At 45.4% G+C, this 16347-nt stretch carries 12 protein-coding genes; 9 read left to right on the top strand and 3 right to left on the bottom strand.

All coding sequences use genetic code 11. From position 1 onward, the window contains the following. On the top strand, positions 1–153 hold a 153-nt coding region (locus tag I2494_RS14425; RefSeq protein WP_228350978.1), incomplete at its 5' end, for a tail fiber assembly protein. Positions 154–285: 132 nt separating this feature from the next. Here the strand turns inward: I2494_RS14425 and I2494_RS14430 are convergent. Beyond that, positions 286–582, bottom strand: a complete 297-nt coding sequence (locus tag I2494_RS14430) for a hypothetical protein (RefSeq protein WP_218467604.1) — start codon at positions 580–582, stop codon at positions 286–288. Positions 583–999: 417 nt separating this feature from the next. On the opposite strand from I2494_RS14430, the gene yfhb reads away from it, so the two are divergent. Both yfhb and tadA read left to right on the top strand, forming a co-directional pair. Further along, positions 1000–1641 (top strand): phosphatidylglycerophosphatase C, encoded by a 642-nt coding sequence (gene yfhb, locus I2494_RS14435; protein WP_218467605.1) that lies wholly within the window; start codon positions 1000–1002, stop codon positions 1639–1641. Between the two features lie 53 nt (positions 1642–1694). Continuing rightward, on the top strand, positions 1695–2192 hold the full coding sequence (tadA, locus tag I2494_RS14440) for a tRNA adenosine(34) deaminase TadA (protein ID WP_218467756.1): 498 nt from the start codon (positions 1695–1697) through the stop codon (positions 2190–2192). 15 nt (positions 2193–2207) lie between these two features. Here tadA and mltF read toward each other — a convergent pair whose 3' ends face one another. Next, positions 2208–3701 carry a membrane-bound lytic murein transglycosylase MltF gene (gene mltF / locus I2494_RS14445; protein WP_228350969.1) on the bottom strand — a complete coding sequence of 498 codons (1494 nt, stop codon included), beginning with the start codon at positions 3699–3701 and terminating at the stop codon, positions 2208–2210. A 423-nt stretch (positions 3702–4124) separates the two neighbouring features. Between mltF and purL the strand changes: the two genes are divergently transcribed. The 6 genes from purL to glnB all read left to right on the top strand — a co-directional run bounded on the left by purL (position 4125) and on the right by glnB (position 14840). Next, positions 4125–8015: a phosphoribosylformylglycinamidine synthase gene (purL, locus tag I2494_RS14450; RefSeq protein ID WP_218467757.1), complete on the top strand. Its 3891-nt coding sequence runs from the start codon at positions 4125–4127 to the stop codon at positions 8013–8015. An 889-nt stretch (positions 8016–8904) separates the two neighbouring features. Continuing rightward, positions 8905–10353 (top strand): sensor histidine kinase, encoded by a 1449-nt coding sequence (locus tag I2494_RS14455; protein ID WP_407657917.1) that lies wholly within the window; start codon positions 8905–8907, stop codon positions 10351–10353. Between the two features lie 6 nt (positions 10354–10359). Beyond that, on the top strand, positions 10360–11424 hold the full coding sequence (locus tag I2494_RS14460) for a hypothetical protein (protein WP_218467608.1): 1065 nt from the start codon (positions 10360–10362) through the stop codon (positions 11422–11424). Between the two features lie 29 nt (positions 11425–11453). Beyond that, a complete protein-coding gene (gene glrR / locus I2494_RS14465; protein WP_130593025.1) occupies positions 11454–12791 on the top strand; it encodes a two-component system response regulator GlrR in 1338 nt (445 codons plus the stop codon). Positions 12792–12868: 77 nt separating this feature from the next. Continuing rightward, the gene (locus I2494_RS14470) at positions 12869–14488 is read left to right on the top strand and encodes an NAD+ synthase (RefSeq protein ID WP_218467609.1); all 1620 of its coding nucleotides are present in this window, start codon (positions 12869–12871) and stop codon (positions 14486–14488) included. A gap of 13 nt (positions 14489–14501) precedes the next feature. Continuing rightward, entirely contained in the window at positions 14502–14840 is a 339-nt protein-coding gene (glnB, locus tag I2494_RS14475; RefSeq protein WP_108901578.1) for a nitrogen regulatory protein P-II, read from the top strand. A 68-nt stretch (positions 14841–14908) separates the two neighbouring features. Here glnB and hmpA read toward each other — a convergent pair whose 3' ends face one another. Continuing rightward, on the bottom strand, positions 14909–16096 hold the full coding sequence (gene hmpA / locus I2494_RS14480) for an NO-inducible flavohemoprotein (RefSeq protein ID WP_228350970.1): 1188 nt from the start codon (positions 16094–16096) through the stop codon (positions 14909–14911). Positions 16097–16347: the final 251 nt, after the last annotated feature.

Raw genomic sequence — 16347 nt, forward strand, 5'->3', positions numbered from 1 at the left:
ATCAGTTTCTGGCAAACGGAATTGCAACTGGGCATCATTAGTGACGGAGACAAAGCGGACTTGATCGCGTGGATGCAATACATCAAAGCTGTGAAAGCCGTTGATGTATCTATGACCCCTGATGTTATCTGGCCAACGCTACCCCGAGATTAAAATGTCACATGAACATTTAGAATAATTAACTGAATTAGATAGTAGCATTACATGAGTCGCAGATGATCCGTGGCTCTTTTCAATTCCTATTTATGAGCAGGTAAAGAAGCACTATGCTTACCCTCATTCTCTTCACTGAATCGTCATCCTTCCATCATTGCTGATATCTAAAATATTTATAGTTTCTTCAGCATCAAAATATGTTTTCAATTGAATTAATAGCTGTCGAGCAGCCTGTTCAGTCATATAAGTTTGTTGTGGCTCTTGGGCTGTTTCGACTACTTTTTCGCTCTCTCTATCGTATTCTGTTAGCGCAAATTGCAACTTCATAATAACGAGGCCAGGTGAGGGGGATGTGTTTATTGCTATTTTTGTGTCTATCAGCTTGGGTATGAAATTAAAACCCTGATCTTTCTTTTCGTTTGACATAGCAGGCACCAATTCAATATCTATTGATTTCTGTATATAAACACAGTGTTTGGTGGTGGGCAATAGTAAGCAGATAACTTTATGTAATTAGACTTAATCGGTTTGCTTTAATATTAGTGTTATAAGAAAGGTGAATAGTAACACATAGGTTTAATTAACTGTAATATATGTATTTATTAGTTAATGTTTCACATGTCACAGTTGATACATTTTTTTGTGATCAGTAAAGCCATGCCATATATCTCTTAAGTTCGGACGGGGGATTATACGCTTGGCCTGGGTTGATACCAATGGTTTATTCTTTTTTTCCAGCGATAAAAAGGGCAATAAACGGTATACTGATTACACATGTTGCTGAATAGTTGGATGTTCACTGGCAGCAGGCCCGCTTTTAGCCAGAAAATTTTAGGAGTCAGTGTGTCAGATAATCAATCACAACAAAGGAACGTGTTTTTCGATCTGGATGGGACATTGCACCAGCAGGATCTGTTTGGCAGTTTTTTGCGTTATATGATTCGTCGGCTGCCCGCTAATCTGATTATTCTGATACCTCTACTCCCCGTAATTATTTTAGGATTATTGATTAATGGACGTAACAGCCGCTGGCCAATGAGTTTGATGCTGTGGGCAGTCACAGCAGGTCAGAACGAATCCCGATTGAAATGGCTGGAACAACAATTTATTCAAAACTTTCGCCAGAGTGTTGTCCCTTTTCCGGTCGTTCAGGGGCGTTTGGCCGAATATTTGAATGATGAGAATACTCAAGTTTGGTTATTAACGGGCTCTCCTCAACGTTTAGTAGAAGAAGCTTATGTGGATTCATTCTTTCTGGGGAAAGTGAATCTGGTCGGTAGCCAAATCGCCAGACGCTATGGTGGTTGGGTTATTGATATGCGCTGTTTAGGCAAACAAAAGGTTGTTGAACTGGAACAGCGCCTGGGTAAACCACTGTCATTATACAGTGGTTACAGCGACAGTATTCAGGATGATCCGGTGCTTGCCTGCTGCCAACATCGCTGGCGAGTTGATATGCAGGGTAATCTTAAAGAGCTGGAATAGTCATCGCTAATCGATGGCAGTGATTAATATAAAAGGCAGAGTAATTAATGATGATGACGCATTACAGTGATGAAGACTGGATGCGCTATGCGCTGGAGCTAGCTGAACGGGCCGACAGGGAAGGGGAGATTCCCGTTGGTGCAGTATTAGTACAGGATAATCAGGTAATAGCTGAAGGCTGGAACCGACCTATCAGTACTCATAATCCAACTGCTCATGCGGAGATTATGGTGCTACAACAGGGTGGGTTAGCCCTGCAAAATTATCGACTGCTAAATACTACGTTATATGTCACGTTAGAACCCTGTGTGATGTGTGCCGGAGCAATGGTTCATAGTCGCATTCAGCGTTTAGTCTATGGTGCCAGTGATTTAAAAACCGGTGCGGCAGGCTCTCTGATGGATATCCTGGGACACCCGGGAATGAATCACCATGTTGAAGTGACTGCCGGTATACTGGCGGAAGAGTGTTCAGCAAGGTTGAGTGACTTTTTTAAACGTCGAAGAGAGCAGATTAAGTTACAAAAAATGTTGCGGCAGGGGTTAGGCTAACTGCCGCATTAAGTATTAGTTTTGTGCCTGAGGTATTGGTTGCCTAAGCTGAAACTGATTGGGTTTAATTGCAGGGTAAGATTGACCCAGTTCAACGTCTTGTGCTGCAATTTGTCGGGCTTTAGCTAACTGGCGATCTTTTTCCTGAAGATAGCCTTCCAGACTAAGTTGATAACGGCGAATATTCTCAACAAACTGATAAGCCTGATAGCCACGGGCATAGCCATAACGGGTTTTACTGTAATATTGTTTTTGCGTCAGCATGGTCAGACGCTTTTTAACATCCACCCAACTGTCCGGGTTTCCCCCTTGCTGTGCAGTCAAACTTCTGGCATCCAGCATATGAGCGTATCCCATATTATAAGCAATTAAGGCAAACCAGATTTTTTCCTCTTCGGGGACACTATCCGGAATTTTTGCCATCAGTTGTTCCAAATAGACCAGCCCACCACGAATGCTTTGTTCTGGATCCAGACGGTCGGTAACCCCCAATGAGTCAGCAGTACTTCGGGTAAGCATCATAATACCGCGTACGCCGGTTGCTGATGTTGCGGTTGGGTTCCAGTGGGATTCCTGATAGGCGATGGCCGCGGCTAAACGCCAGTCGATCCCTTTGGCATATTTCTCGAACAGAGGTTTCAGGCCGGGAAGCGTGTTATCAATAGCATTTAGAAAGGTTTTGGTGTCGACATAGTCAAATTCACCGACGTGACCCAGATATTTCTCTTCCAGCTTTGCCAGCGTGCCATCTTCATTAATTTGGTTGAAGAAGTTCAGCATCGCGGCATCCAGGCTGTTATCTTCAGTTTTACGCACGTACCACATTACCGGCTCTTCTTCCGTGATATCGAAAGCGACAGCCAGGTTAGGATAAACCCGTTGAATCATGGCAATAGTGACAGAATCGGCAATGGTGTAGTCCAGTTTTCCATCGGCCACCTGCTTTAACAGATCAACAGAAGAATCGGACGGTGTGGCATTCCAACTGAGGTCTGGATACTTACTCTTTTTTAACTGATGCAATGTAGAAATACTGGCGGCGCCTGCGACTACCGTTAACTTACCTTTAATATTGGCCAGGGATTGGGGCTTTGGCGTATTTTGGCGATATACCAACTGCTGTGAAACGGAATAGTAAGCAGGGCCCACATTCAGATTTTTCATACGCTCAGGGTTAAAGATAAGCCCCGCAGCCAGCATATCGGTATCACCACTCTCTAATCGAGTAAACAGGCTGGTAACATTGTGTTCAGTTTCAATATTTAATTTAACACCAAGATAGTCAGCAAACTGTTTCGCCAGCTCATAGTCAAGGCCGTCAATCCCGGTGCTACTTTGATAGTAGTAGGGAGTAACGTTAAGAGTGGCAACATTGAGCACGCCGCGTTGCTTAATTTTCTGTAATTGAGTGCTGTTATCGCCGCGCCATTGCAGCGTTGGCCACATGGCTAAGGCCAGTAGCAGGGTGACAACACCAATAAACAGATAGTTAATCTTTAATGGCTTCAAATATCGTTCTCTAAATCAGGTGAATTTTTTTGCTGAATACGAATAGAGTTAAACATTCATGGGCTTTGAAATCACTCTAGTTTGGGTTATCTCGTATAGCTGCTTATCGTTTGATAATAAATGGAATTCTCAGTTAATTTTTCATCAGGAAAGGAATAGTCCTGAATTTATAGACAGGCATTTTGCTTAACTAGAGACAACATAGCAAATACTATGTTTCATCGGATTCATTATTCGGGCGAAAAATAATAGCTACGCAAACGGTTTCGTCATTGAGTTTGATTCTCTATAATAGGCGAAGTTTTTTCCGCTTAAGCCTTAGAGGTCATCACAATAGGCGGTTTTTCAGGGGTTTTACTGAAATATGAAACCGATTGGATTAAGGTACCTATTGTGATGGCCTCTTTAGACCAGAGAAATTCTATTATGGAAATTTTGCGTGGCTCGCCTGCTTTATCTGCTTTTCGTATCAATAAGTTACTATCCCTTTGTCAGGATCTCCAACTGCCGGTCAGCGATATTTATGCTGAATATGTGCACTTTGCGGACTTGATCACACCATTGTCAGAAGATGAGCTGACAAAGTTAAAGCGGTTGCTGAAATATGGTCCATCACTGGCAGAACACGAGCCACAAGGTCGGTTGTTATTGGTGACGCCACGGCCGGGAACCATTTCTCCCTGGGCATCAAAAGCGACGGATATTGCACATAACTGTGGACTGTCACAGATCCACCGTTTAGAACGGGGTATCGCCTATTATATTCAGGCGGAAAATCTTTCTGATTCTCAATGGCACATTTTGTCCGGTTTACTACACGACCGGATGATGGAATGCGTGTTTACTGAACCTCAGCAAGCGCAAGCGTTGTTTTCTCAGCATCAGCCAGCGCCATTTGTAGTGGTTGATGTGCTTACTGAAGGCCGTCAGGCGCTGGAAAAAGCTAACGAAAAGCTTGGGCTGGCATTAGCGCCTGATGAAATTGACTATTTGCTGGATGCCTTTACCGGCTTACAGCGCAATCCAACCGATATTGAACTCTACATGTTTGCTCAGGCTAACTCTGAGCACTGTCGGCATAAAATCTTTAATGCTGACTGGGTGATTGATGGTAAAACACAGCCCAAATCGCTGTTTAAAATGATTAAGAATACCTATGAGCAGACGCCAGACTATGTTCTGTCTGCTTATAAAGATAATGCAGCCGTAATGGAAGGCTCTGAAGTGGGGCGCTTCTTTGCTAAACCGGATAGTGGTGTTTATGACTACCATCAGGAAGCCGCACATATCTTGATGAAGGTAGAAACTCACAACCATCCAACGGCCATTTCTCCATGGCCGGGAGCAGCAACGGGTTCCGGTGGCGAGATTCGTGATGAAGGTGCAACCGGTCGCGGGGCTAAGCCCAAAGCGGGTCTGGTTGGTTTTTCAGTTTCTAACTTGCGTATTCCGGGCTTTGAACAACCATGGGAGCAAGACTTCGGTAAACCAGACCGTATTGTTAACGCACTGGATATTATGACTGAGGGGCCTTTGGGCGGCGCTGCTTTTAATAACGAATTTGGCCGTCCTGCATTATTAGGCTATTTCCGCACTTATGAAGAAAAAGTGAACAGCCATAATGGTCTGGAACTGCGCGGTTACCATAAGCCAATTATGTTGGCGGGTGGTATTGGCAATATTCGAGCCGATCACGTACAAAAAGGTGAAATTACCGTTGGTGCCAAACTGATTGTATTGGGTGGGCCAGCGATGAATATTGGTCTTGGTGGTGGAGCGGCTTCTTCAATGGCTTCGGGCCAATCTGATGCAGATCTGGATTTTGCATCAGTACAGCGCGATAACCCTGAAATGGAACGTCGCTGTCAGGAGGTGATCGATCGCTGTTGGCAGTTGGGTGATGACAACCCGATTCTGTTTATCCATGACGTTGGTGCCGGTGGTTTATCCAATGCGATGCCTGAATTAGTCAGCGATGGTAATCGCGGTGGTAAGTTTGAACTACGTGACATTCTCAACGATGAGCCGGGAATGAGCCCATTAGAGGTTTGGTGTAATGAATCTCAGGAGCGCTATGTTCTGGCTGTTGCGCCAGAAAAGTTAGCGTTGTTTGATAGCCTGTGCCGCCGTGAACGCGCACCTTATGCGGTAATTGGTGAGGCAACAGAAGAAAAACAGCTGACCCTTCACGATCGTCATTTTGACAACGACCCTATTGACCTGCCGCTAGATGTTCTGCTGGGTAAAACACCGAAAATGGTTCGGGATGTCAAAACATTAAATACGGCGTCTCAACCGCTGGTAAAAGCGGATATTTCATTGGAAGAAGCGGTCAAACGCGTTCTGCATTTGCCAACGGTGGCGGAAAAAACTTTCCTTATCACCATTGGTGACCGTTCAGTAACCGGTATGGTCGCTCGTGATCAAATGGTAGGCCCATGGCAAATTCCGGTTGCGGATTGTGCTGTGACCACCGCCAGTTATGACAGCTATTATGGCGAGGCCATGTCTTTAGGTGAGCGAGCGCCGGTTGCATTACTGGATTTCTCTGCCTCAGCTCGTCTGGCGGTGGGGGAAGCGCTAACTAATATTGCTGCAACTCAAATCGGTGAACTAAAACGTATTAAGCTTTCTGCTAACTGGATGGCCGCTGCTGGTCATCCGGGAGAAGATGCGGGTCTGTATGCTGCAGTAAAAGCGGTGGGTGAAGAGCTGTGCCCTGCATTAGGCATCACCATTCCAGTGGGTAAAGATTCGATGTCAATGAAAACCCGCTGGCAGCAAGAAGGTGAAACTCTGGAGATGACCTCTCCGCTTTCGCTGGTGATTACCGCCTTTGCCCGAGTGGAGGATATACGTAGTACGGTTACTCCACAACTGCATACCGGAGAAGATAATGCATTGCTGCTTATCGATCTGGGTGAAGGCCGAAATGGTCTGGGAGCGACAGCATTAGCTCAGGTATATCGTCAACTGGGCGATAAGCCGGCAGATGTACACAGTGCGGAGAAATTGGCGGCTTTCTTTAATGCTATGCAGTCTTTGGTCGCCAGTCGTTCACTTTTGGCTTATCACGACCGTTCTGATGGCGGATTAATGGTAACGCTGGCGGAAATGGCATTTGCCGGTCATTGTGGATTAAAGGTCAATCTGCAATCACTGGATAACGATATGTTATCCGTTCTGTTTAATGAAGAGCTGGGTGCTGTTATTCAGGTCTCTCAGGATAAGCTGGCAGAGGTGAAAGCATGTCTGTCGTCGTTTGGATTAACGGACTCTGTACATCATATTGGTTGTGCCGTCTCGGGTGATGAAATCGATATTTGTTATGGTGACAAGCCAGTCTATAAGCAAAGTCGTCAAACATTACGTATGTGGTGGGCTGAAACAACATGGCAGATGCAACGCCTGCGTGATAATCCGGACTGCGCCGATATGGAGCATCAGGCAAAACAACAGGCGAATGACCCGGGTTTGAATGTCAATCTGAGCTTCGATGTTAAAGATGATATTGCTGCTCCTTATATTGCTAAACAGGCACGCCCTCGGGTTGCAGTGCTGCGTGAGCAAGGGGTGAACTCTCACGTTGAGATGGCGGCCGCCTTCCATCGTGCAGGATTTGATGCTGTTGATGTACATATGAGTGATTTACTGTCGGGAAACATGCAGTTAGATGGTTTCCATACGCTGGTAGCCTGCGGTGGCTTCTCTTATGGTGATGTATTGGGTGCCGGAGAAGGATGGGCGAAGTCGGTACTGTTTAATAATCGGGTACGCGATCAGTTCGATGCTTTCTTTAATCGTCAGGATACGCTGTCTCTTGGTGTATGTAATGGCTGCCAGATGATGTCTAACCTGAGCGAATTGATCCCGGGCTCTGAGCACTGGCCCCGTTTTGTACGTAACCTGTCAGAACGTTTTGAAGCGCGCTTTAGCCTGGTGGAAGTGACTCGTAGTCCATCATTGTTGCTGCAAGGGATGGAAGGTTCACGCTTACCGATTGTAGTTTCTCATGGTGAAGGGCGGGTCGAAGTAAGGGATGAACAACATCTGGCGGCGTTAGACCAATCCGGGTTGGTTTCTATGCGTTATGTGGATAATTTCGGTCAGGTTACCGAGAACTATCCAGCTAACCCGAATGGTTCACCAAAAGGAGTCACGGCAATCACCAATAAGGATGGGCGGATTACGTTAATGATGCCTCACCCTGAGCGAGTTTTCCGTACGGTGAGCAATTCCTGGCATCCGGCAGAGTGGGGCGAAGATGGGCCATGGATGCGATTGTTCCGTAATGCACGCAAGCAGCTTGGTTAATAGCCGCTATTTATAATAAAAGGCGACGAAAGTCGCCTTTTTAATGATATGAAAAATAAGAAGTTTCTTATTTTTGTTGGGAAATGCAGACAATGGGGTAATAAGATGTCTCAAATAAGAGACATATAACAATATGATTTTATTAAATAATTAAAGTGCGATAAAACACTGTCGGTTTTTAGAGACAGATCGAGCAGGGATTCACCATCAGAGTCGCGCTACAAAATTACCTTAACAACCAGATAAAAATAAAATTCATTACTTATCAATTGGTTGTTATTTTTATTTTAAATGTGGCACGCTATGTGCATTATCTTATACGTCGCTCATTCACCTTTTTATGTCAGAACACAATTTGTGGTGCTACATAAGCCTTAGAATGATGCCAAAGCCATGGTACCTATCGTCTACCAACCCGATATTCACTGCTTAGGCAGCTTATCAAACATCAGACGACACGTTGAGTGAGGTGCCAGCCTGTGTCAGGTTGTGATGAACCTGCTGTTATGAACAACACTTCATCAATTATTGACACATATGGATGTTATTCGTCAGGTCTACCGATGTCAGGGTTATACCTCCATCACTCAGAAGACGAAAATTCAGGACATCCACGTATTTCTCCCGAAGGATGTTACCCATCCTTCGGGAACTCACGCAGCAACAAGTAAACGAAATTCGTTAAGCACTTACCATACTTGGTTAAGTGCTTTTTTTTTGGCTGCGATCTGGTTAGCAAACGGCTTAACGCAGAAAAGCCAGAAAGTTGTTTTTGAGTTATTATGCCGCTAATGGACAAATGCAGAGCAATCCGGATGTAAGAAAATCTTTGATGAAGCTGCTTAAAGCGCTATTTTCTTCCCTCAGGGTCAGTTAGCATCGTTATCGATTGATTTATCGTGAGAGTATCAGGTTGAAAAAATTGAACCGTTTTCCTCATTCCCTTCGTCAACTGGTGTTATTGGCATTCTTGCTGGTGCTATTACCATTGCTGATTTTGGCTTATCAGGCTTATAAAAGTTTAGATTTGCTTAGTGAGCAGGCTGCGGATAGTAACAATACGACCCTGAAAGATGCGCGACGTAGCGAAGCGATGACCAATCTGGCATTAAGTATGGAGCGCAGTTATCGGCAATATTGTGTATTGGGCGATAAAACGCTGGAGACGCTTTATCTAAACCAGCGTCAACAATATGCCGAAATGTTGGAGATGCACGCAGCAATTATTCCCGATCAAAACTATTATAAAACGCTCAAACAGCAGCAGGCAGGGCTGGCGGAAATCCACTGTAAGAACAGTGGGCCAAATGAAGAATCATCCGTTTTATTAGAGCAGTTTTCCAAGGCAAACGCGGATATGGTTCAGGCTACCCGAGCCATTATTTTCTCTCGCGGTGAAAAATTACAGCAGGCCATCGCGGATAAAGGTTACTTCTTTGGACAACAGGCATTGTTGCTGTTCTTGCTTAGCGTATTCTTGGTTTTCCTGTTTACCCGAATGATCATTGGGCCTGTAAAACGGGTTGAGCGTATGATTAACCGTTTGGGAGAGGGGAAGTCTCTGAGTAATCTCACCGCATTTAAAGGCCCCAGGGAGATTCAGTCTCTGGCACAACGTATTGTCTGGTTGAGTGAACGTCTTTCGTGGTTGGAATCACAGCGCCATGAATTCTTGCGGCATATCTCTCATGAACTGAAAACACCACTGGCCAGTATGCGTGAAGGTACGGAATTATTGCTGGACCAGGTTGTCGGGCCGTTAACCGACGATCAAAAAGAGGTGGTGTCTATACTGGATAACAGTAGCCGACATTTACAACAACTGATTGAGCAACTTCTGGATTACAACCGTAATCAGACGGATGTACGTACTGAAAAAGAGCACCTTGATCTGCAGGTTATGGTTTCTGCGGTAATTTCTGCCCATAGTTTGCCTGCACGGGCTAAACTTATGCGCACGGAATGTCAGCTGTCATTAAGCCACTGTTGGGCGGAATCGGTATTATTAATGCGTGTTCTTGATAATCTCTATTCCAATGCAGTGCACTATGGCGCGGAATCCGGTACCATTTGGGTTATTAGTCGTCAGGTTGGGCAATCTATTCAAATAGATATCGCCAATACCGGAGAAAAAATCCTGCCTCAGGAAAAAACGATGCTGTTTGAGCCGTTTTATCAGGGGAGCCGCCAGAGAAAAGGAGCGGTAAAAGGCAGTGGCTTGGGATTGAGCATTGCCCGTGATTGTATCCGCCAGATGGACGGTGAATTGCTGCTGGTCGATGTAGACTATGCCGATGTGTGCTTTCGAATTGAACTACCGTTAACTGCTGAGAAGTAATGCATAATGCCTAAAAGGTTTACCAAACAAGATTTAAATTATCATTCTACGCATAGCCCGGAGAATACACCGGGGGTGACGGGTCAATGGCAGAAAGCACTAACGCTTTCTGCTTTTATGCTGCCTGTTATGTTGGCCGGATGTAGCTACCAGTCGTTTACTGAAAGTGCATCGGGTGAGATTCGTTATGAAACGCCAAATCGCAAAGTCAGTGATTATTCACGAGTGAGTTGTGACGGTAATATCTGGAAAGCTCAGGACAGTGAAACTTACGCTAACTCATTGTATTGGCTTCGCTTGATTACCTGTTCTCAGTCACTTCCTGCTTCGCGGGCTCTGGCACAATCCGGTGAATATGAAATGATAACCTGGGATGGCGTTATGAAGCGTGCTGTCTTGCTGTCCCGCGTTGAAGTCAATAATTCTGAACGTCGTCGTTCACTGGAACAGTTAAAGAATTTCCGTTCAATGTATCCGGATACCGTCTACTCTTTGATCCAGCTTTGGACTGATGAACAGTCTATGGAACTTAGCCTGTCAGATGAAAGAGCCCGTCATCAGCGCCAAAAAGAAAATAATGATGCACAAATGGATGCGCTGCATGCTCAGTTACAGGATACCAAACATCAGCTTAATGAGATGACCCGCAAGCTGGAAAACTTGACGGATATTGAACGTCAGCTCTCATCTCGTAAGAATCTTCCGGCAGATAGCACTATCGGCAGCCCATCAAAAGTCGAATCTGCGCCAGTCATTATCCCGCCAACTCCGGTGTTGCCAGAAAAGCCGGTAGGGGCAACGCAATCTGATGCAAGTGCTCAAAAAGTAACGCCTGCTGCGGCTACCAAACCTGCGACAAATGAAAAAGCTCAGGAGCCAGCAAAAACGGCACCAGAAGCCAAACCCGCTGTGAGTGATAAACCTGTGGAACCTGTAAAGGCTGTTGCACCAACGCCGGATAAAACTACAGTGCCTCAGAATAAAGCAGAAAAAGAGAGTGCAAAACCAGCTCAGCCATCGGCAACCACTGCTCCGGTTAAAGTAGATACTCCAGCAGCAGAGAAAAAATAGACCAGCCGTTATTAAGGAGTTTAGTTGATATGACATCGCGTAAGCCTGCCAATTTATTACTGGTTGATGACGATCCCAGTCTGTTAAAGCTACTGGGAATGCGTTTAACCAGCGAAGGTTTCAATGTTACAACGGCGGAGAGTGGGCAAGAAGCATTGCGTCGTTTAGGTCGTGAACAGATAGATCTGGTTATCAGCGATCTACGTATGGATGAAATGGACGGTATGGCGTTGTTTAATGAGATCCAAAAACATCAGCCAGGTATGCCAGTCATTATTCTTACCGCCCATGGTTCTATCCCTGATGCGGTTGCTGCGACACAACAAGGGGTATTTAGTTTTCTGACTAAGCCGGTGGATCGCGATGCGCTGTATAAAGCCATTGATGATGCTCTGGTAATGAAAGTGCCAGCGGGTGATGAAAGCTGGCGAGAAAATATTGTGACTCGCAGTCCGTTAATGTTGCGACTGCTTGAACAAGCCAAAATGGTTGCGCAGTCTGATGTGAGCGTATTGATTAACGGCCTGAGCGGAACCGGTAAAGAGGTATTGGCCAAAGCGATACATAGCGCCAGTCCGCGGGGGAATAAACCCTTTATTGCCATTAACTGTGGTGCATTGCCGGAACAGCTGCTGGAGTCTGAGTTATTCGGACATGCTAAAGGCGCATTTACTGGTGCAGTCAGCAGTCGTGATGGACTGTTTCAGGCGGCTACCGGTGGCACACTGTTTCTGGATGAGATCGGTGATATGCCACTACCCTTGCAGGTAAAACTGTTACGGGTCTTACAGGAGCGTAAAGTGCGCCCGTTAGGCAGCAATCGCGATCTGGATATTGATGTGCGGATTATTTCGGCGACTCACCGCGACTTGCCAAAAGCGATGGCGAAAGGGGAGTTCCGCGAAGATCTCTACTATCGTCTGAACGTGGTAACACTGAAAATTCCTGCGTTAAATGAACGGGCTGAAGATATCCCACTGTTAGCCGACCATTTGTTACGTGAGTCAGCGAAACGCCATAAACCTTTTGTCCGCAGTTTTTCTACCGATGCCATGAAGCGTTTAATGGCCGCCAGCTGGCCGGGTAACGTACGTCAGTTAGTTAACGTCATTGAGCAGTGCGTTGCGCTGACCAGCACACCGGTTATTAATGAAGCTTTGGTTCAGCAGGCTTTGGATGGTGAAAATACGGCATTGCCAACTTTTGTCGAAGCGCGTAACCAGTTCGAACTGCTCTATTTACGCAAGCTTTTACAGATGACTAAAGGTAACGTTACCCATGCTGCCCGTATGGCAGGACGAAACCGAACCGAGTTTTATAAATTGTTGTCACGCCATGAATTAGATGCGAATGATTTTAAAGAGTAGCGTTTAATCTTTTTTAATCCGGGCGACAGTCATTTATACTGCCGCCTTTGTAACCTGATAGCGAACAGTGAATTGATATGAGCAAAGCTCTCTCTATCGCATTAGCGCAGTTAAATTGGCTGGTTGGTGATATTGAAGGTAACACTAACCGAATGCTACAAACCATCAGCGAGCAGCATCAGGCGGGAGCCGATCTGGTGATGTTTTCTGAATTGGCCCTGACCGGTTATCCACCGGAAGATTTACTTTATCGTGACGATTTCTATCAGCGTTGTGATGAACAATTAGCCCGACTACAGGCTGCTTCCTCTGAGACTGCCGTGATTGTGGGGCATCCATGGCGGGACAATGGGCATTTATATAATGCACTTTCCATGTTCTGGCAGGGGAATCTGGTTACCCGCTATTACAAGCAGCAACTGCCTAACTATGGCGTATTCGATGAGAAACGTTATTTCAGCGCTGATGACAGAACCTGTTACGTTGAATTTAAGGGTTATCGCATTGGTTTACTGATCTGTGAAGACCTGTGGTTTAACGGCCCGGTGGATGCATTGAAAGCGGCTAATGTTGATATGATCTTATCGATCAACGCTTCACCTTATAACCGTGAAAAACCTTATATTCGCAATCAATTGCTGGCGGAACATTGTCATCGTACTCACTTACCGCTGGTGTATTTGAATCAGGTCGGTGGTCAGGATGAGCTGATTTTTGACGGCTGTTCCAAGGTTTTTGATGCGACAGGCAATATGACGCACAAGCTGGCGGCATTTAAAGAGCAGACTCAGCTGGTTAAGTTTCATGACAATCATATTGAATCTATGGTGTTGCCAGAACAACCATCAGAGCTCTCGTTGATTTATGATGCGCTGGTACTGGCGGTACGCGATTACGCCAACAAGAATGGCTTTAAAGGGGCCATTCTTGGTTTATCAGGTGGCATTGATTCTGCCTTAACACTGGCGATTGCCGTTGATGCCTTGGGCAAAGAGAAAGTTCAGGCAGTGATGATGCCATTCCGCTATACCGCAGAAATCAGTATTGAAGATGCGCGGGAAGAGGCGGAAACGCTGGGCGTTGAGTTTGATGTTATATCCATTGAGCCTATTTTTGATGCCTTTATGACCCAGCTGGCACCAATGTTTGCCAACACTCGCCGTGATACAACGGAAGAGAACCTGCAGGCGCGCTGCCGTGGGGTAATATTAATGGGGCTATCGAACAAACGCGGTAGTCTGGTGCTGACCACCGGAAATAAAAGTGAGATCGCCGTAGGGTATTCGACGCTTTATGGTGATATGGCGGGTGGTTTTGATGTATTAAAAGATGTACCAAAAACGCTGGTGTTTAAACTATCGGAATATCGTAATACTCGTTCGCCGGTCATTCCTCAACGAGTAATTGATCGTCCACCTTCTGCGGAGCTGGCTCCGGATCAGAAAGATGAAGACAGCCTGCCGCCTTATCCGGTACTGGATAAGATCCTTGATGGCTATGTAGAACGGGATATGTCGGTAGATCAACTGGTAGGTGAAGGCTTCGATGAGGCGATTGTACGTAAGGTTATCCGCCTGGTTGATATTAATGAGTATAAGCGCCGGCAGTCACCGGTAGGCCCAAGGATTACTGCACGTAACTTTGGCAAAGATCGGCGTTATCCGATCACTTCCGGCTTTGGCCGTAAAAATTGGTAAGGGTTTGACTTTTATGAAGAAGATTGACGCAATCATTAAGCCGTTTAAGTTAGACGATGTTCGTGAAGCACTGGCGGAAGTGGGCATTACCGGCATGACGGTAACGGAAGTAAAAGGTTTTGGCCGCCAGAAAGGGCATACGGAACTGTATCGTGGCGCTGAGTATATGGTGGATTTTCTGCCAAAGGTAAAAATTGAAATTGTTGTCGCTGACGATATTGTTGATACCTGCGTCGAAACCATCATGAATACCGCGCAGACGGGTAAGATTGGTGACGGTAAGATTTTTGTCTTTGATGTGGCTCGCGTGGTGCGCATTCGTACCGGCGAACAAGACGAAGACGCAATCTGATTTCTCTTCCTTTTTAAGCCGTTACCTTTACTGGCAACGGCTTATTCATCTTTTTATAAGCTGCTGGCTTATAACACCTTATGTGGACCAAAACACTCGTAATGAAGCTGCTGTGGATTAACTCCCCAACTGATTAGCTGTTGAGCAACATGCTGCATAAACGGCACCGGCCCGCAGAAGTAATAGTGCATATCAGGCTGATGAAGTGTGGGCTTCAGTTTCGTGAGATCCATCAAACCTTGATAGTGGTTGAATTTATTCAGGTCACTATCCTGAGGATGTTGATACCAAACGTGTGCTTCCGTATTCGGCATGCTCTCAAGTAATTGACTGACTTCCTGACGGAAAGCATGAACACCAGAACGTTCGGTGGCGTGTAGCCAGTAAACCGGCCCTTGGTGTGATTGTGCTTTTAACGTATTTAGCATACCCAGCATTGGCGTTAAACCTACACCACCGGAGATTAATGCAACTGGGGTATCCGATTTAACATCCAGATGGAAATCGCCATAAGGGGGTGCCAGATTAAGGATATCACCCTGTTGAACAATATCGTGAAGATAGTTTGAGGCTTTACCCTGTGGCTCGCGCTTAACGGCAATACGGTAATATTTACCGTTTGGTGCATGAGTTAATGAATACTGACGAATTTCCTGGTATTCCAGGCTGTCACTTTGCAGATAGAGAGCAATATATTGGCCCGGTATAAAATCAGCTACTGGTTTACCATCGACCGGTTCCAGTTCAAAGCTGGTGATAATTTCACTTTCCTGCTGTTTTTTAGCAATACGGAATGGACGTAAGCCTTCCCAGCCACCCTGTTTTTCGGCAACCTGCTGATAAATTTCACTTTCCCGTTTGATAAACACATCAGCCAGTACCTGATAGGCTTTCCCCCAGGCATTAAGCACTTCTTCGCCGGGACTCAGCATCTCATCCAATGTGGCAAGTAAGTGTTCGCCAACAATGGCATATTGCTCTGGCTGAATGTTAAAGCTGGAGTGTTTCTGGGCAATACGTTCAACTGCCGGAAGGATCGCCGGTAAATTTTCAATATTGACCGCATAAGCGCATATGGCATTAAACAGGGCTTCACGCTGGGCACCGCTGAATTGGTGGCTAAGGTTAAAAATATCTTTCAACTCAGGGTTATGTTGAAACATACGATCGTAAAAATAGGCGGTTAACGATGGGCCAGTAGCCGTTAATACAGGTATGGTGGCTTTGATGGTGGCAATAGTTTGGCTGTCGAGCATTCTCATATCCTTTTGGTAGGGAGTAATTAACATATATTTAAAATACATGTTTTAATTAATCTATGTCAATAGATATACCTGTACAAAAATAGCAGATAAATTGACTTTTAAATCAGTGAGATGATTTTAATAACAGACGAAAACCAAGTGATGCCGATGGTTAATAGCCACTTTTGCTCTTTATTGGATGAAAAGCAAACGTTTGCGTAAAAACCTTAATTTGGGTCTATTTAACAAGATGAAAACATATT

This window comes from Limnobaculum allomyrinae, from assembly GCF_016649425.1.
GTDB classification, from domain to species: Bacteria; Pseudomonadota; Gammaproteobacteria; order Enterobacterales; family Enterobacteriaceae; genus Limnobaculum; species Limnobaculum allomyrinae.

Bases quoted from the DNA above. Each gene is read 5' to 3' on its own strand.
- I2494_RS14470 (WP_218467609.1), top strand. From the start codon at position 12,869: ATGAGCAAAGCTCTCTCTATCGCATTAGCGCAGTTAAATTGGCTGGTT.
- I2494_RS14430 (WP_218467604.1), bottom strand. From the start codon at position 582: ATGTCAAACGAAAAGAAAGATCAGGGTTTTAATTTCATACCCAAGCTG.
- glrR (WP_130593025.1), top strand. From the start codon at position 11,454: ATGACATCGCGTAAGCCTGCCAATTTATTACTGGTTGATGACGATCCC.
- tadA (WP_218467756.1), top strand. From the start codon at position 1,695: ATGACGCATTACAGTGATGAAGACTGGATGCGCTATGCGCTGGAGCTA.
- glnB (WP_108901578.1), top strand. From the start codon at position 14,502: ATGAAGAAGATTGACGCAATCATTAAGCCGTTTAAGTTAGACGATGTT.
- hmpA (WP_228350970.1), bottom strand. From the start codon at position 16,096: ATGCTCGACAGCCAAACTATTGCCACCATCAAAGCCACCATACCTGTA.
- I2494_RS14460 (WP_218467608.1), top strand. From the start codon at position 10,360: ATGCCTAAAAGGTTTACCAAACAAGATTTAAATTATCATTCTACGCAT.